The organism is Rhodopila sp. (genome assembly GCF_965277825.1).
Classification (GTDB): domain Bacteria; phylum Pseudomonadota; class Alphaproteobacteria; order Acetobacterales; family Acetobacteraceae; genus Rhodopila.
The window spans coordinates 283,610-307,836 of sequence record NZ_OZ255846.1; the positions used below are offsets into that span (position 1 = coordinate 283,610).

Annotated in this window: 18 protein-coding genes; 9 read left to right on the plus strand and 9 right to left on the minus strand. The window is 65.3% G+C overall.

Annotation, left to right across the window (positions count from 1 at the left end; all coding sequences use genetic code 11):
• Positions 1–199: 199 nt before the first annotated feature.
• On the minus strand, positions 200–481 hold the full coding sequence (locus ACQY4T_RS01900) for a hypothetical protein (protein ID WP_428536835.1): 282 nt from the start codon (positions 479–481) through the stop codon (positions 200–202).
• 376 nt (positions 482–857) lie between these two features.
• On the opposite strand from ACQY4T_RS01900, the gene crtI reads away from it, so the two are divergent.
• Genes crtI through ACQY4T_RS01915 form a run of 3 tightly spaced genes read left to right on the plus strand, consistent with a single transcriptional unit; the run spans position 858 to position 4,554 of the window.
• On the plus strand, positions 858–2,432 hold the full coding sequence (gene crtI / locus ACQY4T_RS01905; RefSeq protein ID WP_428536837.1) for a phytoene desaturase family protein: 1,575 nt from the start codon (positions 858–860) through the stop codon (positions 2,430–2,432).
• The gene (locus tag ACQY4T_RS01910) at positions 2,429–4,129 is read left to right on the plus strand and encodes a phytoene desaturase family protein (RefSeq protein ID WP_428536840.1); all 1,701 of its coding nucleotides are present in this window, start codon (positions 2,429–2,431) and stop codon (positions 4,127–4,129) included. The genes crtI and ACQY4T_RS01910 overlap by 4 nt, the downstream gene beginning before the upstream one ends.
• Entirely contained in the window at positions 4,129–4,554 is a 426-nt protein-coding gene (locus tag ACQY4T_RS01915; protein WP_428536843.1) for a DUF2141 domain-containing protein, read from the plus strand. The genes ACQY4T_RS01910 and ACQY4T_RS01915 overlap by 1 nt, the downstream gene beginning before the upstream one ends.
• A 187-nt stretch (positions 4,555–4,741) precedes the next feature.
• Here ACQY4T_RS01915 and ACQY4T_RS01920 read toward each other — a convergent pair whose 3' ends face one another.
• Positions 4,742–5,839: a glycosyltransferase gene (locus ACQY4T_RS01920; RefSeq protein WP_428536846.1), complete on the minus strand. Its 1,098-nt coding sequence runs from the start codon at positions 5,837–5,839 to the stop codon at positions 4,742–4,744.
• Positions 5,836–6,657 carry a lysophospholipid acyltransferase family protein gene (locus ACQY4T_RS01925; RefSeq protein WP_428536849.1) on the minus strand — a complete coding sequence of 274 codons (822 nt, stop codon included), beginning with the start codon at positions 6,655–6,657 and terminating at the stop codon, positions 5,836–5,838. The genes ACQY4T_RS01920 and ACQY4T_RS01925 overlap by 4 nt, the downstream gene beginning before the upstream one ends.
• Before the next feature lie 57 nt (positions 6,658–6,714).
• On the opposite strand from ACQY4T_RS01925, the gene ACQY4T_RS01930 reads away from it, so the two are divergent.
• Positions 6,715–8,220 carry an aldehyde dehydrogenase family protein gene (locus ACQY4T_RS01930; protein WP_428536852.1) on the plus strand — a complete coding sequence of 502 codons (1,506 nt, stop codon included), beginning with the start codon at positions 6,715–6,717 and terminating at the stop codon, positions 8,218–8,220.
• A 54-nt stretch (positions 8,221–8,274) separates the two neighbouring features.
• Positions 8,275–9,525: a GNAT family N-acetyltransferase gene (locus ACQY4T_RS01935; protein WP_428536855.1), complete on the plus strand. Its 1,251-nt coding sequence runs from the start codon at positions 8,275–8,277 to the stop codon at positions 9,523–9,525.
• A 399-nt stretch (positions 9,526–9,924) separates the two neighbouring features.
• Here the strand turns inward: ACQY4T_RS01935 and ACQY4T_RS01940 are convergent, their stop codons facing one another.
• From ACQY4T_RS01940 to ACQY4T_RS01960, 5 genes are all read right to left on the minus strand, one after another.
• Complete coding sequence (locus ACQY4T_RS01940) at positions 9,925–12,609, minus strand: cellulase family glycosylhydrolase (protein WP_428536858.1); 2,685 nt, start codon at positions 12,607–12,609, stop codon at positions 9,925–9,927.
• 663 nt (positions 12,610–13,272) lie between these two features.
• Entirely contained in the window at positions 13,273–14,310 is a 1,038-nt protein-coding gene (locus tag ACQY4T_RS01945) for a glycosyltransferase family 2 protein (protein WP_428536861.1), read from the minus strand.
• On the minus strand, positions 14,267–15,760 hold the full coding sequence (locus ACQY4T_RS01950; protein ID WP_428536864.1) for a hypothetical protein: 1,494 nt from the start codon (positions 15,758–15,760) through the stop codon (positions 14,267–14,269). Before ACQY4T_RS01950 ends, ACQY4T_RS01945 begins: the two co-directional genes overlap by 44 nt.
• A gap of 67 nt (positions 15,761–15,827) precedes the next feature.
• Positions 15,828–16,859 (minus strand): acyltransferase family protein, encoded by a 1,032-nt coding sequence (locus tag ACQY4T_RS01955; protein WP_428536867.1) that lies wholly within the window; start codon positions 16,857–16,859, stop codon positions 15,828–15,830.
• Complete coding sequence (locus tag ACQY4T_RS01960) at positions 16,852–18,096, minus strand: hypothetical protein (protein ID WP_428536870.1); 1,245 nt, start codon at positions 18,094–18,096, stop codon at positions 16,852–16,854. Before ACQY4T_RS01960 ends, ACQY4T_RS01955 begins: the two co-directional genes overlap by 8 nt.
• Positions 18,097–18,389: 293 nt before the next feature.
• Here ACQY4T_RS01960 and ACQY4T_RS01965 point away from each other — a divergent pair, with 293 nt between their 5' ends.
• Positions 18,390–18,809, plus strand: a complete 420-nt coding sequence (locus ACQY4T_RS01965) for a GtrA family protein (protein ID WP_428536873.1) — start codon at positions 18,390–18,392, stop codon at positions 18,807–18,809.
• A 72-nt stretch (positions 18,810–18,881) separates the two neighbouring features.
• Here the strand turns inward: ACQY4T_RS01965 and ACQY4T_RS01970 are convergent, their stop codons facing one another.
• Positions 18,882–20,045: a glycoside hydrolase family 5 protein gene (locus tag ACQY4T_RS01970; RefSeq protein ID WP_428536876.1), complete on the minus strand. Its 1,164-nt coding sequence runs from the start codon at positions 20,043–20,045 to the stop codon at positions 18,882–18,884.
• A gap of 320 nt (positions 20,046–20,365) precedes the next feature.
• Between ACQY4T_RS01970 and ACQY4T_RS01975 the strand changes: the two genes are divergently transcribed.
• The 3 genes from ACQY4T_RS01975 to ACQY4T_RS01985 all read left to right on the plus strand — a co-directional run bounded on the left by ACQY4T_RS01975 (position 20,366) and on the right by ACQY4T_RS01985 (position 24,227).
• Complete coding sequence (locus ACQY4T_RS01975) at positions 20,366–21,751, plus strand: VpsF family polysaccharide biosynthesis protein (protein WP_428536879.1); 1,386 nt, start codon at positions 20,366–20,368, stop codon at positions 21,749–21,751.
• A gap of 6 nt (positions 21,752–21,757) precedes the next feature.
• Complete coding sequence (locus ACQY4T_RS01980; protein ID WP_428536882.1) at positions 21,758–22,831, plus strand: isocitrate/isopropylmalate dehydrogenase family protein; 1,074 nt, start codon at positions 21,758–21,760, stop codon at positions 22,829–22,831.
• Between the two features lie 106 nt (positions 22,832–22,937).
• A complete protein-coding gene (locus ACQY4T_RS01985) occupies positions 22,938–24,227 on the plus strand; it encodes an MFS transporter (RefSeq protein ID WP_428536885.1) in 1,290 nt (429 codons plus the stop codon).

Consider the following 24,227-nt stretch of genomic DNA (forward strand, 5'->3'; position numbering starts at 1 on the left):
TGGGGGTGCCGTCCGCTCGCCGATAAACCGCCGGCTGTCTAGCGCGACACCGAAGATAACGCGAGCACCATCTCCCAGACCTTGCCAGACGAGTGCGCCATGCGAGGCGAGTGCGCCATGCGAGGCGAGTGCGCCATGCCAGGTGCGTGCGGCATGTGAGGGGCTCCAGTCACGCGATCAACCACCAACCCGCTGCGGTCTACTCCGCTTCGCCCCAGATCGGGTTCGCCGCCGCGTTCCGGTTCATGGTGGCGTCGTAATACGGCTCCATCGGCGCCCAGATATGAACCTCCAACTTGCCAACGGAGAACAACGGGTGCGACTCCGCCGGACCATCCTGCGGGCGCCCCTGGGCAGCCGGCGCCGTGGTTTCCTGGCTGAAGCCCGAGACCCGCGGACTCTGCGCCCAGGCAGACCCGACCGCTACCCCGACGGCTGCAATCACCAACGAAGCCGCGCCAAGCAAGCTGACCGTTCTCATCACAGGATCTCCTCAGCACTCTGCATACGCGAGCACTCCATAGGCGGCGCTACGTCGCGCCTCGCCGCCTGCCACATATGGTGATTTGCCGGACAAGCCGGCCACCGGCGCGGCTTCACCTTTGCCTGATGGCCAGGCTCCCTGACGCCGGCCAGGCGCCGTTGCCGCGTTTGTGTTGTCGCCTTCAGGGTTGCCGGATCATACCCACACCCCCTCTAGGTCCCAGGGGAGCACATGTTGGGAGCACACATTAGGGGCTCATGTTGTGGGCGCATGTCGGGTGCCGCATCCTGACGACCAAAATCCGGCCTGGAGACGACCTGATGACCACGCTTCGCCGCTCGCGGCCCCCCACGCCAAGAGTCAGCACGCCGATATGATGTCATCCCGAAAACCCCGCATCGCCATCATCGGCGCCGGGCCCGGTGGCCTGGCCGCGGCGATGCTGCTCGCCCAGACCGACGCCTCGGTCACCATCTTCGAGCGACTCGACCATGTCGGCGGCCGATCGGCGACCATCCCGGCCCGCGCCCCGACCGGAACGTTCCAGTTCGACACCGGACCGACCTTCTTCCTCTATCCGCGCGTCCTCTCCGAAATCTTCGCCGCCTGCGGACGCAACCTGGACCACGAAGTGGACCTGATGCGGGTCGACCCGCAATACCGACTGATCTTCGAGGATGGCGGCCAGATCAGGGCATCCGCCACGATCGAGGAAACGGTGCGCGAAATCGCCCGCATCTCGCCCCGCGACGCCGCCGCGTTTCCGCGCTTCATGGCCGATAACCGCGCCAAGCTGGAGGCATTCCGCCCGGCCCTGGAATCCCCGTTCAACGGCCCCACCGACCTGCTGCGTCGCGGCGTGCTGCGCTCGCTGCCGGCACTGCGCCCACATCAGACGCTGGACCGCTACCTGGCTCGTTACTTCAGCGACGAACGCGTCCGACTGGCGTTCTCATTCCAAAGCAAATACCTGGGCATGTCGCCGTTCCGCTGCCCCAGCCTGTTCAGCATCCTGTCCTTCATCGAATACGAATTCGGCGTCTGGCACCCACGCGGCGGCTGCGGCGCGGTGATGACCGCGATGGCCCGCATCGCCACCGCCGCCGGCGTCGACCTCAGGCTGCGCGCCCCGGTGCAGGAAATCCTGTTCGAGGGCCGCCGCGCCGTCGGCATCCGCACCGCGGCCGGCCAGGAACGCTTCGACGCCGTGGTGATCAACGCCGATTTCGCCCAGGCCATGACCACACTGGTGCCGGACGCGCTGCGCCGCCGCTGGTCGAACCGGCGCATCGCATCGCGCAAATTCTCCTGCTCGACCTTCATGATGTACCTGGGCATCGAAGGCGACCTGCCCGGCGTCGATCACCATACGGTCTATCTGTCCAAGGACTATCGCCGCAACGTCGCCGAAATCGAGCACGGTCAGGTCCCCCCATCCAACCCATCGTTCTACGTGCAGAACGCCTGCCTCACCGATCCCGACCTGGCGCCGCCTGGGCACACCACCCTCTATGTGCTGGTGCCGGTCGGCCGGCGCATCGGCCAGGGCATCGACTGGAACGCCGAAACCCCGCGCTTCCGCGCGATGGCCCTCGATCGCCTGAAGCGCATCGGCATCCACGACATCGAACGCCGCACCCGCTACGAAAAAATCCTCACGCCGACCGAGTGGGAGCACGATCTGAACGTCTTCACCGGCGCCACCTTCAACCTGTCGCACAATCTCGGCCAGATGATGCACATGCGCCCGCGCAATCGCTTCGAGGATCTCGACAGCGTCTACCTCGTCGGCGGCGGCACCCATCCAGGCAGCGGATTGCCGGTGATCTTCGAATCCGCCCGCATCACCAGCCGCCTGATGATGCAGGATCTCGGGTTGGAAGCAGGCCGCGCCGCCGCGACCGATCTGCCAATGGATCAACCCCAGCCGGTGCCGGAGGTCGTTTGAGCGACACCGATCTCATGCAACCCCCCCGATCGACCCGACACGCTGCGGACGGTCTGCCGATCGGTGTGATCGGCGGCGGCCTGGGCGGCCTCGCCGCCGCCTGTACGCTCGCCGCGCGCGGCCACCGCGTCATCCTGTTTGAAAAGAACCCATGGCTCGGCGGCAAGGCTGCCACCCTGGAACAACAGGGCTTCCGCTTCGACATGGGCCCGACCATCCTGACCGTGCCCCGGGTGCTGGAAAGGATCTTCGCCGAAGCCGGACGCGACATGCACCACGTGCTCGACATGCGCCGACTCGACCCGCAATGGCGCTGCTTCTTCGACGACGGCTCGAGGCTGGACCTGAAACCGGACCTGCCCACCATGGCGGACGATATCGCCGCCTTCGCCCCAGGCTCGCAGCAGGGCTTTCGCGACTTCATGGACGTCGCCGCCAAACTTCACGAAGTCTCGGAAAAGTTCTTCTTCTGGCGCTCGGTCGAGGGCATCGGTGACACCCTCGACCTGAAAAAGAACATGGATCTGGCGACCCTGCGCGACGTGCTCAGCCTGCGCATGGGCGCAACCGTCGCCGGCACCATCCGGCGCCGCGTGCGCGACAAGCGGGTCGCCCAGATGCTAGACCACTTCGTCCAATATGTCGGCTCCTCGCCATACAGCTCGCCCGCCGTGCTGTGCGGCATCGCCCATATGCAGACCGACGGCGGCGTGTGGTATCCGATGGGCGGCACCCGCGCCGTGCCCCAGGCACTTGCCCAACTCGCCACCGAGCTCGGCGTCGAGTTCCGCCTGCGCACCGGCATCCGCCGCATCCTCAATAACGGAGCCCGCGTCGGCGGCGTGCAAACCGACGACGGCGAAACCATCCGCCTCGGCGCCGTCGTGTCGAACATGGATTCGGTGCGCACCCATCGCGAGCTGATCGGCGGCCAGCCGGCGGCACGCTTCGCCAAACGATGGAAGTCCGACCCGGCCTGCTCCGGCGTCGTGCTCTATCTCGGCCTCGACCGAGCCTACCCCCATCTCGCGCACCACGACTTCGTATTCTCGGCTGACCCGAAACAGGAGTTCGACTGGATCTACCGCCGCGGCGAGCCGGCCCCGGACCCCACCTGCTACATCGCGGCCCCTTCCCGCTCCGATCCCAGTGTCGCCCCACCCGGCGGCGAGGCACTCTACATCCTGGTCCACACCCCCTACCTTCGCCCGCACCACGACTGGACCAAGATGCTGCCGGCCTACCGCCAGGTGATCTTCGACAAGCTCGCCCGCTGCGCCGGAATGGCCGACCTGCAACAGCGCATCGTCTTCGAGTCCGCGCTGACCCCGGCCGACATCCACGAGCGCTACCGCGTGCTCGACGGCGCGATCTACGGATTGGCCAGCCATGGCCGGTTCCTTGGCGCGTTCAAGCCGGGCAACCGGTCCCGCGACCTGGGCGGGCTCTACCTCGCCGGCGGCGCCGCCCATCCCGGACCAGGCATGCCGATGGTTCTGATGTCGGGCTGGATCGCCGCCGACAGTCTCGACCGCGACGCCACCGGCGAATCGGCGGAAACCGGCACCACCGCCATGCCGGCGTCGACCGACGTGGCCAGCCTATCCGACATCGCCGCCAGGCCGGCGCCAACCGACGTGACCAGCCTATCCGACATCACCGCCAGGCCGGCGCCAACCGGTAAACCATCCGCCTGATGCGCCGCCGGCGCCGCCTCGCGATCGGCTGGCTTCTGCTGAGTTCGCCGGCCATCGCCGCCGATCTGCAAGTCACCGTCACCGGCGTGCGCAACAATCACGGCACCATCGCCATCGCCATCTGCGACAAGGCGGACTTCCCGACCGGAGCCTGCCCCTACCACGGCCGGATACCAGCTCGGACCGGCAGCGTTTCCCTCCACCTGACCGGCATACCGGCGGGCACCTGGGGGGCGGCCGTCTACCATGACGAGGCTGACATCGGACGCCTGCAGTTCGGTCTTCTTGGCATACCCAAGCAGGGCATCGGCTTCAGCAACGCGGCCAAATTGCACTTTGGTCCACCCGCCTTCGCCGATGCCGCGTTCACCTTGCGCGATCCTGGCGGCGCCATCTCGGTGCCACTGCGTTACCCCTCGCCATGAAGCCGTAGTGAACCCAATCCATGGCCCCGGACGATCCCTGCTCACGGCGCGGACGATCCCTGCCCAAGGCGAGTTCGGTCGGCGCTGCCATCTCAGCCTCTACCTGAATACACCCGGTATCCGATCAAAGCGAAGCGCCACACGCGGAGCGTCCACGATCCACCGCGTGAATCGCATACCCGGCGCCCTATGACTGCGCCGGATACGCTCGACCCCGCCAGGTGGCGGGAACCCCGCGCGCGCAACGGATCAGCGCCGCCCACTGCACCACCAGCAGTGCCGCGACACCGATCGGATGCAACACCGCGCTCAGCACCGGCTGACGGAACCGCCACGCCAGCAGCAGCCGCAGCCCGATCGAGGCCGAAACCGCGGCCCCGCTCACCCATCCCGGCACCAACACCAATAGCAGCAGCGGCAGGATCTGCCCGCCCACCAGAACAACGGTCCATAACGGCAACGCACGCGGCGTCCCCATCCCCTCGGTCGCGTTCTTGGTCAGGCCCTCCCAAAGACTGCTCGCATCCGAATACATCCGGCACGTCGCCAGCTCGGTCGCATCGAACAGTCCGGTGCGGATGCCCGCCGCGCGGAACGCCCTCGGCAGCTTCAGCCCGTCGTGCAACGACGCCCGGATGGCGGCGTGGCCGCCCGCAAGCCGGTAGTCCGCCCGCCGAGCGATGAACAATTGCCCGCACCCCGCGCCGAACGCGGGAGACACCGACCGCCGCATCAAGCCCATGGGCAAGAAACCCAGCAGCAGAAAATGGATCAACGGCAGCACCAGCCGTTCGGACCAACTGCCGACGATCTGGCGCGGGAAGCCGCTCGCCAGCCCGACGGCGTGACGCTGCATGAAGCCCGCCATCCGCGACACCGCCTCCGGCGCCAGCCGCACATCGGCATCGACAAAGACCATCAGCTCATGGCTCGCCAGCGTGGCCAGATGCGCACACGCCGATTGCTTGCCCGACCAGCCCGGCGCCAACGCCGGAGCGCTGGCCAGACGCAGGCGGACATCACCGATCGCACCGACGATCGACCGCGTGCGATCAGTCGAATGGTCATCCAGCACGATCACCTCGACCACGACGCCGACACTCGCCAGGGCGTGCGCGCAGGCGGCCCCGATCGTCGCCTGTTCGTTCCGAGCCGGGATCAGCACCGAGACCGCCGGGCAGCCCGCCGCAAGCGGTGGCAGGCCGAACGAACCGAGGTTGATCAACGCCAGCAGCAACGGACACACCGCCAGCACCACGGCCAGCCCGGCCAGCACAAGCATCATCGCCGCGTTTCCCTGCCCGGCTCGTGGGCCAGTTGAGCATGACGAAAATGCGCCAGCGCGGCCAGCCTGCGCCCGACATCATAGACCCCGCCAACCCCAGCCCGACCGCTCAGCAGACGCTGGAACCGGCTGGGATCGCGGCTGATCGCACTATTTGCCAGGCCATCCATGGTCTCGGTCAAACGCTGCTCCAGTAGCGCATTCCAGGCCGCGATATCACGTGAGCGTCCGGCCTCGGCCTCGATCGGCGATCCGAACCGCAGCAGCGCTTCCGGCTTGCGCTCGTTCCAGAAGGTGTACTCGATCGCCAGCGGCACGATCACCGCATCCGGCACTCGCCGGGCGAGATGCGCCAAGCCCGGGCGCAGCCGGGTCGGACGCACCCGGCCATCGGTGAACCGGCCCTCGGAGGTGATCCACAGTGCGGTTCCTGGCTGCGCCAGGATGCGCAGGCTGGTATCCATGAACCGCGCCGCACCTTGGCGAGTGGCGGTGTCGATGCCATAGACACCCAGCCGCCGGAACAGCTTGTAACGTCCCAGCGCCTCTGCTTCCATCGGCCCGAATCCGCGCCGATCGTGCACGATGGTGCTCGCCAGCAGCATGAACAGCGCCGGATCCCACCACGACGGATGATTGGCATAGATGATCAATGGACGATCGGTCGTAACCGGCAGGCACCCGTCGCGGGCGATCCGCACGGCATGGAAATTGCGCCAGAAGAACCACCTCAGATACCAGCCGAAGGCTCGGAACAGTCGCGGCGCATACAGCGCGATCGGGTCCTCCGCCGCCGCGGCGAGGCTGCGTGCAGGCATGGTTGTCGGTTCGATCCGTGCTGGCCAGCGTGAATAAATTCGCATTGAATCCATCAAATGGATAGCACCGCCGACCTGTCGAGGGGCGCTGACCCGCTTGTGGCCCAAGCGCCTATGGCCGGGGGGGCGCCTGTGGCCGAGATGGCGCGTGTGGCCGAGGTGGGACGCGTGGCCGAGGCGGCCCGTGTAGCCAAAGCGCGTGTGGCCGAGGCGCTGCATCGGGCCCGTCGCATCGGCCCGACCTGGGCGACGCGCCCGATCCAGCAACGGCTGCGCGTCATCCGGCGGGCGCGCCATCTGATCGCGCGCGACTGCGAGACACTGGCCGCGCTGTTGGTGCAACGTCGTCCGGTCGCCGAGACGCTGGTCAGCGAAATCCTGCCGCTGGCCGATGCCGCCCGCTTCCTGGAACGCCGCGCCGCCGGCTTGCTCGTCCCGCGGGTCGAACGCCGCGGCCGCCCGATCTGGCTGCTCGGCGTGCGCGCCGAGATCCGGCGCGAAGCGTTGGGCGTGGTGCTGATCGTCGCGCCGTCGAACTACCCGCTGTTCCTGCCGGGGGTGCAGATCCTGCAAGCCTTGACCGCCGGCAACGCGGTGTGCGCGAAACCCGCGCCCGGCTGGGCCGCCCCACTTCAGCACCTCGCCCGATTGCTGGCCGAAGCCGGCCTGCCCGACGGCGTGCTGAGCATCCTCGACGACACCCCCGCCTGCGCCGAGGCAGCGGTCCAGGCCGGGTTCGATCGCATCGCGCTGACCGGTTCGGCCGAGACCGGACGCAACGTGCTGCTTGCGGCGGCGCCACGCCTGACGCCGGCGACGATGGAGTTGTCCGGCAACGACGCCATGTTCGTGCTGCCCGGTGCCGACCTGAACCTCGTGGCGTCCTGCCTGGCCTACGCTCTGCGGCTGAACGGCGGCGCCACCTGCATCGCGCCGCGACGGGTGTTCATCACGCCACCATCGGCCGCGGTGCTGGAGCGCGCGTTGCTGACCCGCATCCAGGCCATCGCGCCGACCCCGGTCGCCCCGCACGTCCTCGCAGCGTTGCCGGCGCTGCTGCAAGAAGCCGCCGCATCCGGCGCCCGCGTCCTCGCCTGGCCCGCCGCCGGACTGGTGCCCCCCATCGTGGTCGCCGATGCCGGACCTGACCTGCGCCTGCTGCGGCAGGACGTGTTCGCCCCCGTGCTGGCGATCGTTCCCGTGCGCGACATGCCCCACGCCGTGCAACTGGCGGCGATGTGCCGCTACGCCCTGGGCGCGTCGATCTTCGGCCCCGAACCCGCGGCCCGAGCATTCGCCGCTCGGGTCAACGCCGGGTCGGTGGTGATCAACGATGTGATCGTCCCGACCGCGGATCCGCGTCTGCCGTTCGGCGGCCGCGGCGAAAGCGGCTTCGGCGTTACCAGAGGCGGTGAAGGCCTGCTGGAGATGACCGCGCTCAAGGCGATCAGTATCCGCCGCGGCCGCCTGCGCCCCCATCTGGCCGCGTCGACCGACCGCGATGGCGCGCGTTTTGCCGCGATGATCCGGTGGCTGCACGGCAAGTCGTGGTTCCGGCCATAAGCTGATCGCGGCGTGCGGGACCGTGCGCCGGGACGCGTCTTGTCGGCCCGTCGTTTGATTCTGTTGACAACCTCGGGCCACGCGCCGGATGTTAACATACCGTTAACAGACGGCTCCAGGGGAGGGACCGGTCATTTCAGACGTTTTCAGCAGTCGGATGCTGCCTCCGTCCCCGCTTGCGTCATCAAGATTTTTTATCGTGATCGCACGCAACCGCATACTCCATCCATGCGGTGCATGGAACATTGTCTGATGCCTGACTCCGAGGATCTGCCTCAACCAGCCACGCGCGTTGCCACCCAGGCTCGCCCGGGCGCGATGGCCGCCGTTATCGGACCATGCAAACCGGTGGCGGAAACACCGTCCAGGCCGCCGATCCTCCAACCGACAATCTTCCATCAGCCGTGGTTGTTGAACATCGCCAGCGACGGCACCTATCGCGAGGCCACGGTGTCATCCGGTGGAGCGGTCGTCGGACGTCTGCCCTATATCCTGTTCAGAAAGCCCAGCGGCCATAGGGTCCTCGGCATTCCCGATCTGACGCACGTCCTCGGGCCGGCGATCACGGTGGAAAACGGCGCCAGCCATGCCACCCGGTCGCTGCGGCAGTTCACCATCACCCGCGATCTGATCGCGCAACTGCCGACCGCATCGCATGTTGGCTTCAGGCTGCACCAGGGGATCACCAACACGCTCGCGTTCGAGGCCGCCGGCTTCGATACTTTTGTGAACTACACGGTCGAAATCGCCCCGCAACCCCGCGAGGTGCTCTGGTCGCAGATGCGCGACAAAACCCGCAACGTGATCCGTCGCGCCGGTGAACGCCTGACCGTGGTTGACCTGTTCGACCCGGAACGGTTCATCGACTTCTACGAACGCAACCTGCATGAGCGGGGTCTGCGAAACTATCATCCCAGACATCTCTGCGTGGCACTCGTCGCCGAATGTCTGCGTCGCGGCGTCGGACGGATACTGATCGCCGCCGACCCGAGCGGCAACTACAAATCCGGCGTATTCACGATTTGGGATCACCAACAAGAATATTACTTCATGTCGACCCGGACCCGAGATTCACACAACGGAGCAACCAGCCTGCTGATTTGGGCAGCCATCCAGCACGCCGCCATGCAAGGGCTGACCTTCAACACCGACGGCCTCGATAGCCGAAGTAATGTCATGCTCCTGACCGGCTTCGGCGGAACCATAAAGCCACGCCTGACGGTCGAGAAGTCATCAATGACCTACGCCCTGATCCGAGACATCAAACGACGGCTCACGCCGCTGACGGCCGATACGCGCGGCTAACGCGCGCGACTGACACGCGCGACTGACGCTGGTGGCTAACACGCGCGACTGCCACGCGCGACTAACACTAGCGGCCGACAGTGGCGGCTGACACGCGCGGCTGACGCTGGCGGCCGACACGCGCGACTGACACGTGCGACTGACGCTGGCCGCTGACACTGACGGCTGACACGGGCGGCTGACACTGACGATCAGTCGGGAAAGCCGCACGCCCCACCCCAGCCGCGGCACTGATGCCGCAACCCGAGCAAGAAAGCCGCCCAGCTTCGCCGGAGCGTACAGTTCGCGGCGCGATCGGAAGTCGATCCTGATCGCGCCGCGGCCGCCGCCCGGCCTCTCATGAAGGAGCGCCGCCGAGGTCCCCCGCGGCGGCGCCCACCCTCACGCCGACTCGCCCGATCAGGTGATCGCGTGCGCCAGCAGGCTGTTCAGGTTGGCGGTGGAGGCCCCGGCGATCGAGGCGATTGCCAGCTTCGCCCCGCCCGCGGTCGCGGAGATCGACAGCGTGGCGCCGCCAGCCTGGTCGGTCACCGTCAGGTAGTTCGCCAGCGTCGCCGCCGCGCCGTTCCAGTTGGTGGCGGCCAGCGCCGGCTTCAGGTCCAGCACATCGGCAATGGTCAGGATATTGCTCAGGATATTGCTGGTGAAGCTGACGCTGCCATGGCCCGCCGCCGGCAGCACGAAGGTGTTGTTGCCGCCGCTGTCGGTGACGGTCTCGGCACCGCCCGACAGGCTGACCACATCGCCCACACCCTTGAGGAACAGCATGTGTGCCCCCGCGGTCGCCACCACCGAGACCTGGCTGGCGCTGACCGTTGCGCTGGCGCTGGCCAGCGTGATCGGTGCCGGCAGTGGGCTGGTGCTGGTCCCCGGATCGGGTGCCCAGGCCGCGTTCGGGGTGGTCTTGCCCCACCACAGTTGGCTGGCGTTCTCCTGCCAGACCTGCTTGTTGACGTAGGCCAGTTCGGCGACGTTGGCGGTGGTCGTATCGGCGACACCGTTGACCGCGACCTGCCCGCTGCCGGTGATGGTCCATTTGTTGCCGCTGGCATCGATGATCGCATTGGCGCCACCGGCCAGCACCATGGTGTCGTTCGCCGAGGTCGGCGGCGGGGTGGGAGTCGGCGTTGGTGTCGGGACAGGGGTCGGTGTTGGTGCCGGCGTCGGCGTCGGAGCCGGCGTTGCCGGCAGCGGGCTGGTGGCGGTGCCGGCGCTGGGTGACCATGCGGCGTTGTTCTTGGTCTCGCCCCACCACAGCTTGGCGGCGTTCTCCTGCCAGATGGTGCCGTTGACATAGGCCAGTTCGATGACGTTGCCGGTGGTGCTGTCGGCGACACCGTTGATCGCCACCTGACCGCCGCCGGTGATGGTCCATTTGTTGCCGCTGGCATCGATGATCGCGGCACTGGTGCCGGTGACCACGGTGTCGTTCTTCGACGGCGTGGGGGTGGGCGTGGGCGTCGGCGTCGGCGTCGGGGTTGGCGCGGGTGTCGGCGTTGGCGTGGGAGCCGGCGTCGGCGTCGGGGCCGGCGTTGCCGGCAGCGGGCTGGTGGCGGTGCCGGCGCTGGGTGACCATGCGGCGTTGTTCTTGGTCTCGCCCCACCACAGCTTGGCGGCGTTCTCCTGCCAGATGGTGCCGTTGACATAGGCCAGTTCGATGACGTTGCCGGTGGTGCTGTCGGCGACACCGTTGATCGCCACCTGACCGCCGCCGGTGATGGTCCACTTGTTGCCGCTGGCATCGACGATCGCGGCACTGGTGCCAGTGACCACGGTGTCGTTCTTCGACGGCGTCGGTGTCGGCGCGGGGGCCGGCGTCGGTGTCGGCGCGGGGGCCGGCGTCGGAGTGGGCGCGGGGGTCGGCGTCGGCGCGGGTGTCGGCGTTGGCGTGGGTGTTGGCGTGGGTGTCGGCGTGGGAGCCGGCGTCGGCGTCGGGGCCGGCGTCGCCGGCAGCGGGCTGGTGGCGGTGCCGGCGCTGGGTGACCATGCGGCGTTGTTCTTGGTCTCGCCCCACCACAGCTTGGCGGCGTTCTCCTGCCAGATGGTGCCGTTGACATAGGCCAGTTCGATGACGTTGCCGGTGGTGCTGTCGGCGACACCGTTGATCGCCACCTGACCGCCGCCGGTGATGGTCCATTTGTTGCCGCTGGCATCGATGATCGCGGCACTGGTGCCGGTGACCACGGTGTCGTTCTTCGACGGCGTGGGAGTGGGCGCGGGGGTCGGCGTCGGTCGCGCCGCCGCCGCGATCCCCGCCGCGACCTGCTGTCCGAACGGCGTCAGCGACCCCGGGCCGCCGGCTTCGTTGTCGGTCAACTGATCCGGGCCACCCGACCCGCCCCAGGTCCACGCAGCGTAGCCATATCCGCTGTTCAGCACCGCGTTGATGACCTGATTGCCGTTCGCGTCGACATTCGAACCATCCGTCGAGTCACCGAATTCGCCGATGATCACCGGAACGGTGCCGTCGGCGCTGGTGATGCTCTGCGCCGCCGCGATGCCATATCCTCCGCTCGTCGACCCCTTCAGGGCCGCCGTTACCGTCGCCTGATCCGTGCTGTAGTTCGAGGTCCAGCCATAATAATGCAGGTCCCACGCGATATTGGTCATGCCGGAATAGGCCGACGCGGTCATGCCGAACCCGGCGCCCACCGAACCCGGGTTGCCGCCGCCGTCCAATTCCATCATCACCATGGAATTGTTGCCGGCGCCGCGGATCGCATTGTAGGTCGCCACCTCCTGCGTCGAGATCGCCGCTTCCGAGGGACCATAAGAGCCGCTATTCGGCTCGTTCATCGTCCCGAACCAGACATAGGGGTTGTTGGCGAACGTGGCGGCCAGCGAGGCATACCAGTTCGATTCGGTCGCCAACTGGGCCCCGGTGTAGGTGCCCGGAGACGGATAGGCATGGTCCTCGAACTCGACGACGATTCCCTTGGCCGTCATCTGCGAGACAAAGGTCTGGTACTGCGCCATCGAATAAGGCGCGGTGTCCCAAGTCGCCAACCGGATGAAATTCGTCCCGGGAAATGTCGAGCTCAGCGACTGAGCCACCGATGCCATGTCCTGGGGACCGATATCCATGCCCCGGGCAACATAGACATTGCCGTTCGGGTCAATAATTTGACCGTTACTTACGTGAAATTGCGTGCCAGCCATCGTGCTGAGTTCCCGAAAAGGTGATCGATGCACCCAGGGTTCTCACGACAACTTGATGAGGGTCAACGCAATGTCCCCAACCGCCAAGTCATCAAAAAAGATACGACATGTCATTACGTTTCCCGTATCTGCTACAAAAGACGCAGGAAATACGTTTCTATCAGCGATTACATCCTATGATGGTACATTTACAAAACGTATAACGCCAGAAAGACAGATTATTTTCACATTACGCCTAAAAACGAACGAAATCAGACTAATACGGATATAATAACAAGATCCGATGAAATGTTCTGTGACAGTCGAGCCGATCTTTTCGTGCCGAGCTACAAACCTCGGCGGGCGACCCCGCCGCCATCCGCCCCTACAATACAGCAGTATTCCGCAAGTGCAATACAGCAGTATTCGTCGACCGCGTGCCGCGCCAACGACATGGCTGCCAAGATGCAATCACCTACCTGTCCACGGCCAGGTAAGTTGCCGGCTGAAAGCCGCGCCAGACGGCACCGGCTCGTAAGCCTGCGATCAACGCCGCGTGCGCCTCATTCACCCGCGCCCGGCAGGTAACGCCGGCCCCGGCCGCGTCCATCATCCCCGGCTTCGCCGCCCCTGCAGCGCGATCGGCGACGGCAGCGAAAGATACGCCAGCCGTTTCATTTCCCGCCGCCCGGTGGACACCGTGTCCAGGATCAGCCCGCTCGCCAACGTCAGGAACGACAGCAATACCAGGCTGGCGGACAGGATCGCCGTGGGGAACCGAGGCACCAGTCCGGTGTGGACGAATTCCGAGATCACCGGGACGACCAACACCAGGGCAACCAGCAACAAGCCTAGCGAGATCGACGAAAAAAACTGCAACGGCCGCTCATCCTTGACCAGCATGACGATGGTCCTGGCAATCCTGATGCCATCGCGAATCGTGTTGAGCTTCGACACCGACCCGACCGGACGCGCGCCATAGCGGATCAACTGCTCACCAACCGGCATTTGCAGCTCAAGCGCATGAACCGTGAACTCGGTCTCGGTCTCGAACCCGACCGACAGCGCCGGAAACGACTTGACGAACCGCCGGCTGAACACCCGATAGCCAGACAGCATGTCGGAAATCCGCGCGCCGAAAATCCGCCTGACCGCTCCGGTCAGCATCGCATTGCCGAATTGATGGCCAATCCGGTAAGCCTCCTCGGTCTCATGCGCCCGCGTGCCGGTGACCATGTCGAGGTTGTCGGCGACCAGCATGTGAACCATGTGCTCGACCGCGCCGGCATCGTAGGTGTCGTCACCATCGACCAGCACATAGATATCCGCATCAACGTCGGCAAACATCCGACGCACCACATGTCCCTTGCCCTGCAGCGCCTCGGTGCGCACCACCGCTCCGGCCGCATGGGCAACCGAGCGGGTGTCGTCTTTCGAATTGTTGTCATAGACATAGACTTCGCAGCCCGGCAGCGCCGCCTTGAAATCACCGACCACCTTGGCGATCGTGACCTGCTCGTTGTAACACGGTATCAGAACCGCGATGTGGCCGAACCGATCAAGGCTGGCACGGTCAAACCCCTCCCGATCAACACCCGCCCGATCAACGTCGTCCCTCAGCCGAGCTCGTAACGCGGTCTCGCTCACCGTGGCCTCCAGACCCTGACTTATAGTAAAACAATAACGCAATCATCGGAACTAACCAAATCACGCGCGCTTCATAGCGCGGCGACGGAATGGAAAACGCGCACACGAAAGCGTTAACAGACACCGCGACCAAAACCAGTTCGAAAACAGACCGATCGATCGCGCCCAACGACCGCCAACGCCAGCACCCATAGATCAGGCCCAGACCCACGATCAGGTATTCCGGAATGGCAAGATACACCTGCCACACCGGCTCCACCGGGCGAATATACATCGTGAACAGGTCAGGCGGATTGGCCGGATCGGCATACCCATGGGACGGAACGAAATACTCACGCAAGGTGAACAACCCAAGCTGGGACAGCGAGTTGACGACGATGGCCCGCAACTGCATCCACGGATGCTCCAACGCCGCCGCTACGTAGATCCGCTTGTCCTCGGTCCGCAGCACCGCCGCCTCGTCCAGCGGCACCGCCGAATAGACGCCGTTCTGGTGCCAGATGAAATCGTCGTCGCCGACATCCAGCCGATCGAGATGCTTGCACATGTCCAGACCGATCGCCGGACAATGCGCGCGTAGATACAGCTTTCCCGGCCCGTCATCCAGCGAACGCGCCAACAGGAACGGCGGCCCGTTCGGCGTCAGCGTCCACTGCTTGAAGCCGATCACGCTCGCCGCCAGGGTCGCGCCGAGGGCCACCACAACCGCAACCCCGACCGTCAGGTAACGCGACCGCCACCGCCACAGCCGCCTGATCCGCAACAGCGCACCGACACCCAGGACCCCCAGCACCACCGGCGGTATCGAAAGATGCATCATGCAGCTCACGGCAATCAGCATGAACAGCGCGATCCGACCAACCGGCCGCAACCGATCCCAAAACAAAATCAGCAAGATCGCGCACCAGGCGGCGATCGGGGCGAACACGTCCGGCATCGCACTCGACGTCACCCACGACGCCGTCGTCAGCAACGCGAGCGTCACGATAAAGCCGGTCGCATACCAGCGCGGACGTTGTGGACAGATCAGCTCGAAGCCAAGTTTCAGCACCGCCGCCAACAGCATCGCCTGGATGCCGACCGCCACCCACAGCGACAGCGGATAGCCGGCGATATAAGTAAACAACGAGTAGAACGCCGAACGCACCATCCTCGCCTGCTGAATCGCCGCCTCGCTCGGCGCGGCACCCGCGACACCGGCACCATGCGGCCAGAACAATGCCAAACCCTTGGTCAGCGCCGCTCGCCCGGCCACGTAGTACGACCGCGTGTCCGGGAACACCAGCACGGCACCCTGATTGAGCAAGGTCGGCCAGCACAGCACCGCGGCTTCGACCAGGAACGACACAAATCCGATGACGCCGGCTGCGCGCCGGTCCACCGCAACCGCCCCAGCGGCGGGTCGATCGATCGTGCGGCGCCCTGTCCCGGCCAGTGACTCCTGCGCCATCAGCCCCTCCCTGCCTGCATCGTCGAACGACCGAAGCCCGGCCTCCATCGCTCACGCCATCCGTCGCTCACGCCATCCGCTCCAGCATTGTCCGCCCCTTGCGTAAAATCGGCGTCTCCACCAGGCGGTAGATCGCCAGCCCGAACAGATTTGCCCCGACCAGCGAAGCCACCGCGTAGCCGGTCGGATACATCGCATCGACGCCAATGCGTTTCAGCAACGATAACACGAAGGGGTGGAACAGATAGACACTGTAGGACGCATCACCGAACGCCTCCGCCACGGTCTCGAACCGTCCCGGTCGGCTGCGTCCGAAGATCGCCACGAACACCAACAGCAAGCACAACCCCCATATCACCGCCAGGTTGGGGAATTCGTAATGCTGCGCCTCGGTCAGCGGCGACTCGATCGAATAGGCGAACCAGACGATGAACACGCCGGAAATCAGCGCGAACGGGTACGGCACCACCAGTTTCTGCGCCCGCTGTTCCAGCACCCCGAGGCCGATTCCCAGCACGAACAGCAGAATGATCGGCCGAGTCCAGTACTGCGCCAGGGTCAGTGCGCCGTGCGTGTCCGATGCCGGCCGGATCAGCATGCCGACCAGCGTCAGGCCGGCCAATATCGCGCAGATCGCCAGCACGCCGGGCCGCCGCCTGCACAGCAGGCCAAGCGCGAAGATGGCATAGAACAGCACTTCATAATGCAGCGTCCAACCCTGCCCCAGCAGCGGGTTCATGCCGTCGGTCAGCGCCATGTAGTGCGGGATCAGCGCCAGCGAGCAGACGATATCGCTCGCGCTGTACTCGGCTCGATGCGGACTGAGCACGACGAACAACGCCGTCGCCAGCCAGTAGATCGGAAATATCCGGATCAGCCGCTTGCCGATAAACTGCCGGAACCCGAAACCGGACCCGAACGACTGGCGCGATGTCTTGAAGATGATGAAGCCGCTGATGATGAAGAACGTAGCGACACCAAAATAACCTGATACCCACAGCCTGTCGGCATATCGCCCCTGAACGCTGTGCGACAGCACCACCAGCGAGGCTGCCAGGCCGCGCAGCGCCTGCAGGTGGAACAGCTTCTTTTCACGCACGATCGAGACGCCACCCCGGCCGCTTGCAGAACCCGATCAACAACGCCACCATCGGGATCAGCCAGATCACCCGCGCCTCATACCGCGGCACCGGCTCCGAGATCGCGCCGGCCAGCGCTTCCAGCACCACCGCGGCGAGCATCATGATGGCCAGCTGACGCAGCGGGCGGGGCAGCGTTCGCCATGTCAGCACGATAAATCCAAGACTGCCGAAGACGATGCAGTATTCCACCACGCTGACATAAGTCTGCCAGGGCGCCTGATCGGGCATGTGCAAAATCATGTCGCTAGCGCTGTACTCGGCCCAGGACGGGATATAATACTCATGGATGCCGAAGGTGATCAGTTGCAGCATCGCGTTGCGCGCCATCGCGCTCGCCTGCATCCACGGATGCTCCAGCGCCGCGGCGACGTAGATACGCTTGTCCTCGGCACGCAACCGAGCCTCTTCGTCCGGCGATACGGCGGAGTATACCCCGTCGTCGGCCCAGATGAATTTCTCCGTCGTCAGATTGAGCTTGTCGAGATGCTTGCACATATCGAGGCCGATCGCCGGGCAATGCTCCAGCAGATACAGCCGGCCCGGACCGTCCTGCAGCGACCGCGCCAACAGGAAAGGCGGAGATTGCGGCGTGATCGTCCACTGATGGAAGCCCACCACGCCGACCACCAGCATCGCCGCCACCCCCGCTGCCAGCGCCGCGACGACCACCATGATGCGGTGCCGATCCCGCCACAGGTGGCCGCCGATCGTCACGCACCCGACAACCAGCAGACCCAATGCGATCGGCAGGTTGGTTACGTGCATGACCATGCTGGCGGCGATCCCTAACAGCAGCCAGAACCAGCCGCGACGCTGCGATTGATGCCAATAAACCAGCGTCATCGCGATACACAGCACCATGATCGGAGTAAAAATGTCCGGCATCACGTTGCAGGTTGCCCACGAAACCGTGGTGAACAACGCCAGCGTAACGATGAACGCCGTCACCTGCCACCGCGGCCGCCCCGGAACCGCCAGCCGAAAAACTAATTGTAGCACTATAGCAACGATAACCGCCTGCAATACGATCACCAGCCAGAGCGACACCGAAACCGCCGGAATATAGGCGAACAGCGAATAGAACGCCGAGCGTACGCCACGCGCCTTCTGCACCGCGGCCTCGACCGATTCGCCGCCTCCGCCATGATGGGCAAACAGCCCGGCGAGTTTTTCGATCGCCGCGCGGCCGCCCATGAAGTAAGAACGGGTGTCCGGGTAAACCAGCGGCCCCCGGTTGATCAGCCCCGGTATACATAAGGCAGCCACTTCACAAATGAACAACAAGACACGGTGGAAATACTCAGCGCTGGTTCGTCCGGTATGCCTGTTCAGCACCATTTCGACCACGTGAACGCCCTTTGCTGATGAAAGCTGCTATCAGGGTGTCGGCGACGCAGCAAGGTCTCCAAACCTAATACCGGGGCATGATCATGCAACGGCGAAACTATTTCGTTACCAGACCCCGGGCGATGAAACCTGAAACTGACATGAAACCCGAGACCGACATGATAGATGAAACCAGGATCGCCGTGGCAGTACAATTCATCCGCTTCGGCTTTGTCGGCGTCATCGGCTTCATCATCGATACCGCCGCCGTCTACGGATTCCGCCAATCCCTCGGACTCTACGGCGCTGGCCTGATCGCCTATCTGTTCGCCGCCAGCGCGACCTGGCTGCTCAATCGCATCTGGACCTTCCGCGGTCAAGGCACCGCGCCGGCACACCGGCAATGGGCGCTGTTCCTCGCCACCAACCTCGTCGGCTTCGTGCTGAACCGAGGCACCTATGCCGCGCTGGTGACCTTCGTCCCGCTCGCCGCCGCCCAGCCGGTGATCGCCACCGCCGCCGGCGCGCTCGCCGGAATGTTCGCCAATTTCAGCCTGTCCCGCCGGGTGGTGTTTCGCTGAATCACTGAAAATAAAGCGCTAGCGTCGCGAGACCGATGTTCGCCCGATATGGCGACCTTCAGACTGGCGACGCTAGCGACCCTGGAATTGCGCGTATGTCGCGCGTTGCAACGCATTCAGGTGCCCGGTCACGTCGAAGATCCCGGTCGGGTTGCCATAAGCCTGATAGCCGGCGAACCACCAGTCGGTCCCCACCCCCTGCTCGCCATCGGCGAAGCTCGGACCCCCCGCCGCCGCCAACTCGCCATTGGCGTAATCGATCAACGTCTTCGCCCAAGCCCGCTGATCGCTCGTGATCATGTTCGCCCCCATCTCGCCGATCCAGACCGGAGCGATGTGATCGCGCACCAGATAGCCCCAGACCTTGTTCATCTGACCCACCTTGACCGCGCCCGAATCGGGCTTGTAGCCGCCAATCTCGGTCGGATAGTCATGCACCGAATAGACCAGCTTGTTCGCCACCGATAGTTGCACCGGATACTTGCCCGCAACACTCAAATCCCCCCACGGCGCCGGCGTACCCGAATCCGCCAGCGAGCGCTGCATGTTCATCGGCCCCTCGCAGACGATCAGCTTCTCCGGATCGATCGCCAGGATGGCGTTTCCCGCACGCTCGCACATCAAGCGGATGTTGTGCGTCGGGTTGCGCTCGCCCGGCTCCCAGGTCGACATGCCCGGATAGCCCGAAGGCTCGTTCCACAGATCATAGCCGATCACCATCGGATTCGACCGGAAGTGCCGCGCCACCGTCCGCCAATCCTCGATGAATTTCTCCTGCGTCACCGTGCCGCGATTATGGCACCCGTCGGTATCGTCCGAGGCCCCGCCGGAATCGTACCAAAGCCCATTGACCTGCTGCGCGTAGCACGGCTTCCACGGTCCCGGCGCGCCCGCCTCGTTACTATGATCATCAAGTATCACTTTTAAGTGAGACCGACCGGCATCGGCAATGATCCGGTCCAGCGCCCCAAGCTTGTCGATCGAGCGGTTGCTCCAGTCCAGCCGGACCGTGTTGAATCCGGCCTCGGCGATCAAATCCATCTTGTCGTTGGCGCCGTTGTCCGGCCACATCCCGACACTGACGATGCGCACCGCGTTGCCCTTCGAGTCGACGATCTGACTGCCGCGTGTCGACAGCGGCGTGGCCGTCAGGAAACTCCCCGCCGCAATCGCGGTCTCCGCCCCGGCGATCGTTGTCACGATAAACAGCAGAATGAGATATAAGGTCAGTCGCATGCGCCAGACCTGGCGATTGGCTCGTCCGCTCCCATACACGTTGCAGTCATCCCGACCAGACCCTCAATCCCCGGAGTGTTCACGCCAACGTGCTTCCGCTCGCGCTGACGTTGCCAATTGGTTACGGCCATGTTGCCGCATAATGCCTCCGTCCCGCCCATAGATATGCTAGGATCACCAATGGCCGGCCGCCTCGACACCGTCATCCCCGCCACCACCATCCCCGCAACGACCATCCCAGCAACGACAACCCCCGCAACGACCATCTTGGGCCACCAAACACGCCGTCTCTACTCGTACTGATCAGGACCGTAGCCGCGATGCGCAACATGCGAACGCTCGAACGCAAGCTGGTGATCAAGGCCCGCCGGACCCCCGGCAGCGGCATCTTCCTGTGCGCCGTGGTCTGCATCCTGCTGCAGTTCTTCGTGACCAACAACGTGGTGCGGGTGATCGCCGGGCACGACGTCAACATCCGCTTCCACCCGGCCAACATCATCATGATGTTCTGCGCGTTCTACGCCCTGGCCAACGGCCCGATCCCGTTTCACCAACGTTGCCGCGAAGCGCCGGGATTGATCCTTTTCGTCTTCGCGATCCCGCTGTTCGCGATCTACACCGCCTGGTTCAACGGCCTGAGCGGAGCTGCGTTCTACTTCGACAGCTTCTGGGGGGCAGGCCTGCTCGCGGTCGCCCTCGAAGGCGCCACCGACCGGCAAAAGCGGTTTCTCGCCAAACTGCTCCTGGCCCTCGTGCTGATGAACGTGCTGTTCGGCCTGTTCGAAAGCCTGACCCAGCACAACCTCTTCCCGTTCGTCGCCAACGACGACGTCAAGCAGGCCGAGATCCAGGCCACCGCCAACTTCCGCGCCAACGCCTTCTACCCCCACCCGCTGACCGCCTCGCTGATCACCGGCATGGCGTTCTTCCTGCTCTACGTCATGCAATTGCGCTTCCTCGCCATGGCGCCGGCGTTCCTGCTGATCCTGATCGGGCTGCTGGCGTTCGGCGGCCGAACCGCGTTATTCGTCACCGTCGGGATGTCCGGCCTCGCCGCCTGCTGGGTGGTGCTGTCGGGAATCATCAAGCGCAACCTCAAGCTTGAGGTCATGGGCTACCTTCTGGTGGCGGTGACAGTGCTGCCGCTCATCACCCTGATCATCGTCACCCAGACCACCATCGCCGACCGCATCGTCAACACCTTGTACTTCGATGACAGCGCCGAGGTGCGGGTCTTCCAGTGGACCATTCTGAACTACCTGTCATTGAAGAACTGGCTGTTCGGCGTCCCGCTGCAGGAGCTCACCGCGCTGAAATATCAGATCGGCCTGGACTCGGTCGAAGATATCGAGAATTTCTGGCTGCTGCTGTTCCTCAATCTCGGCGCCGTCGGCTTCGTGGCGTTCCTGTTCGTATTCGGCGCGTTCCTGGTCCATATCGCCCGCTATGGCCACGGCATGTACGCCTGGATGCTCATGATCTCCGCCCTGATCATCGACTCCGGCTCCAATTCGCTCGGCCAGAAAAGCAACGACCTGGTGATCGAGGTGGCCTTCCTGGTGGCCATGTCGGGCTACCGGAACTACACCCGTCAGACCGTGCGACGAATCGCCACCAGCACGCCAATGCGCACCGAGGGACTGATCCGGGCGCGCATCCCGCCCCGGATCGTGCGTGGACTGCGTGTGCTGAACCGGGCACACTGACCAAGGATGACCAGCACTGCCCGCAGCACACCCGCCAGCACAACCCAAGACAGCAACAAGATCCCCGCCACCCTGATCGCCGGGGACGGCATCGGACCCGAGATCATGGACGCCGTCACCGCGGTGCTCGACGCGCTCGGTGCTCCCTTCGCCTGGGACCGCCAACACGGCGGCCTGGCCGGCATCGCCGAAGCCGGCGACCCCTTGCCGCCAGCCACGCTCGACAGCATCCGGCGCAACAGGCTGGCGCTGAAAGGCCCGCTGACCACCCCAATCGGCGGCGGCTTCCGCTCCGTCAATGTCCGCCTGCGCGAGGAATTCCAGCTCTACGCCAATCTGCGCCCGGCCAAGACGCTGGTCCCCGGCGGCCGCTTCGACGACATCGACCTGATCCTGGTGCGCGAAAACCTCGAAGGCCTCTACGTCGCCTTCGAGCACTACATCCCGATCGGAGACGACCCGCACGCCGTGGCGATCTCCTCCGGCGTCAACACCCGCGACGGCTCCAGGCGGATCGTCCGCTACGCCTTCGAACAGGCAGTGAAGCGCGGCCGCAAGAAAGTCACCCTGGTACACAAAGCCAATGTGCTGAAGGCGCTCACCGGCGTGTTCCTCGAAGCCGGCCAGGAAGTCGCCCGCGAATACCAGGGCCGCATCACCTGCGACGACCGCATCGTCGATGCCTGCGCCATGCAGCTCGTGCTCAATCCCTGGCAGTTCGACGTCATCGTCACCACCAACCTGTTCGGCGACATCCTGTCCGACCTGATCGCCGGCCTGGTCGGCGGCCTCGGCGCCGCGCCCGGCGCCAATATCGGCGACCGGGCGGCAATCTTCGAAGCAGTGCACGGCTCCGCCCCCGACATCGCCGGCAAGGGCATCGCCAACCCGACTGCGCTGGTGCTCGCCGCCGGCCTGATGCTCGACCATGTCGGCCTGACCGAGCAGGCCGAACACCTGCGCCGCGCCATCCACCTTGTCTTGAACCAGAACCGCACCCGCACCGGCGATCTCGGCGGTTCGGCCTCCACCGGCGACTTCGCACAAGCGCTGATCCAGCGGATCAACGCCCAGCGCTGACCACCTGGCGCTGACCCGCGCCACCACCGCCCATCCCGACCTCACCACCCAATTTGACCCCTCCGGCCACCCGCCTCATGCTGACCCCAACAGCCGGGGGAAATGGATGTCCGACAGCAGCCGAACACGGCCCGGCCGCAAACGCTTCATCGTCTACGCCCTGCTGTTCGCGATGACCCTGATCAACTACTTCGACCGCACCGTGCTCTCCATCGCCATGCCGGTGCTGAGCCAGGAATTCGCCCTCACCCCGGTCGCCATCGGCTACCTGCTGTCGGCCTTCATCTGGTCCTACGCCCCCTGCCAGTTGCCCGCCGGCATGACGCTCGACCGCTGGGGCACCCGCAAGACCGCGGCGCGCTGCATCGCCTTCTGGTCCGCCGCCACCGCACTCACCGCGGCCGCCACCAGCTTCGGCTTCCTGTTCTTCACCCGCCTGCTGCTCGGCATCGGCGAATCCCCAACCTTCCCACTCGCTGCCCGCGCCATCCGCGAGTGGGCGCCCATCGGCGAACGCGCCCTGGCATTCTCGATCTCCGGCTCCGGCCCAGCCTTCGGCACCGCCGTCTCCGCCATCACCATCGCCGGCCTGGTCAGCACCATCGGCTGGCGCCTCGCCTTCGTCTTCTCGGGCGCGCTCGGCTTCATCTGGGTCGCCGCCTGGCTGGCGCTCTACCGCGACCCCGAGCAAGCGTCGTGGCTGCAGCCCGCCGAACGCCGCCTGATCCTGGATCAGCGCGCCCCCGGTGGCACCACCGACACCACGGGCATGAAGCTTAAGGAACTGCTCAGCTATCAAACCATGTGGGGCCTATTCCTGGTGCAAGGCTGCGTGAACTACACCCAATACCTGTTCCTCACCTGGCTGCCGACCTACTTGGTGCAAAGCCGAGGCCTCAACATCCTGCATTCCGGCGTACAGACCGGCATCTGCTACTTCGGCGCCATGCTGCTGACCATCGCCATGGGCCGCCTATGCGACCACCTGCTGACCCCCCAGGCGGTGCAGGCCGGCAAGCGGCGCTACGCCGTCGTCATCCTGGCGTTCGGCGCCGCGGTCATGATCCTCGCGCCCTACACCGCGTCCGAGACCTGGCTGCTGGTTGAGATCACCCTGTCGCTCGCCTGCGTGCAGAGCGTCTTCGTCAACACCTACGCCCTGACCAACGACCTGCTGCACGCCGGCAAGAGCATCGGCACCGCGATCGGCTGGATCCAGCTCGGCGGCAACATCTTCGGCCTCGCCGCGCCCATCGCCACCGGCTACATCGTCGCCGCCACCGGCAGTTTCACCAGCGCCTTCCTGCTCGCCGGCGCACTGCTGGTGATCGGCGCGGTGGTCACCCTGACGATGACCCACCGCCCGGTCGGCGCCCCCCGCACCGCCATCGCTTAG

Coding starts and splice junctions, on each gene's coding strand:
- ACQY4T_RS01900 (WP_428536835.1), bottom strand. CDS start 481: ATGAGAACGGTCAGCTTGCTTGGCGCGGCTTCGTTGGTGATTGCAGCC.
- crtI (WP_428536837.1), top strand. CDS start 858: ATGATGTCATCCCGAAAACCCCGCATCGCCATCATCGGCGCCGGGCCC.
- ACQY4T_RS01915 (WP_428536843.1), top strand. CDS start 4,129: ATGCGCCGCCGGCGCCGCCTCGCGATCGGCTGGCTTCTGCTGAGTTCG.
- ACQY4T_RS01920 (WP_428536846.1), bottom strand. CDS start 5,839: ATGATGCTTGTGCTGGCCGGGCTGGCCGTGGTGCTGGCGGTGTGTCCG.
- ACQY4T_RS01925 (WP_428536849.1), bottom strand. CDS start 6,657: ATGCCTGCACGCAGCCTCGCCGCGGCGGCGGAGGACCCGATCGCGCTG.
- ACQY4T_RS01930 (WP_428536852.1), top strand. CDS start 6,715: ATGGATAGCACCGCCGACCTGTCGAGGGGCGCTGACCCGCTTGTGGCC.
- ACQY4T_RS01940 (WP_428536858.1), bottom strand. CDS start 12,609: ATGGATATCGGTCCCCAGGACATGGCATCGGTGGCTCAGTCGCTGAGC.
- ACQY4T_RS01950 (WP_428536864.1), bottom strand. CDS start 15,760: ATGGCGCAGGAGTCACTGGCCGGGACAGGGCGCCGCACGATCGATCGA.
- ACQY4T_RS01960 (WP_428536870.1), bottom strand. CDS start 18,096: ATGGGCGGCCGCGCGGCGATCGAAAAACTCGCCGGGCTGTTTGCCCAT.
- ACQY4T_RS01965 (WP_428536873.1), top strand. CDS start 18,390: ATGAAACCCGAGACCGACATGATAGATGAAACCAGGATCGCCGTGGCA.
- ACQY4T_RS01970 (WP_428536876.1), bottom strand. CDS start 20,045: ATGCGACTGACCTTATATCTCATTCTGCTGTTTATCGTGACAACGATC.
- ACQY4T_RS01975 (WP_428536879.1), top strand. CDS start 20,366: ATGCGCAACATGCGAACGCTCGAACGCAAGCTGGTGATCAAGGCCCGC.
- ACQY4T_RS01980 (WP_428536882.1), top strand. CDS start 21,758: ATGACCAGCACTGCCCGCAGCACACCCGCCAGCACAACCCAAGACAGC.
- ACQY4T_RS01985 (WP_428536885.1), top strand. CDS start 22,938: ATGTCCGACAGCAGCCGAACACGGCCCGGCCGCAAACGCTTCATCGTC.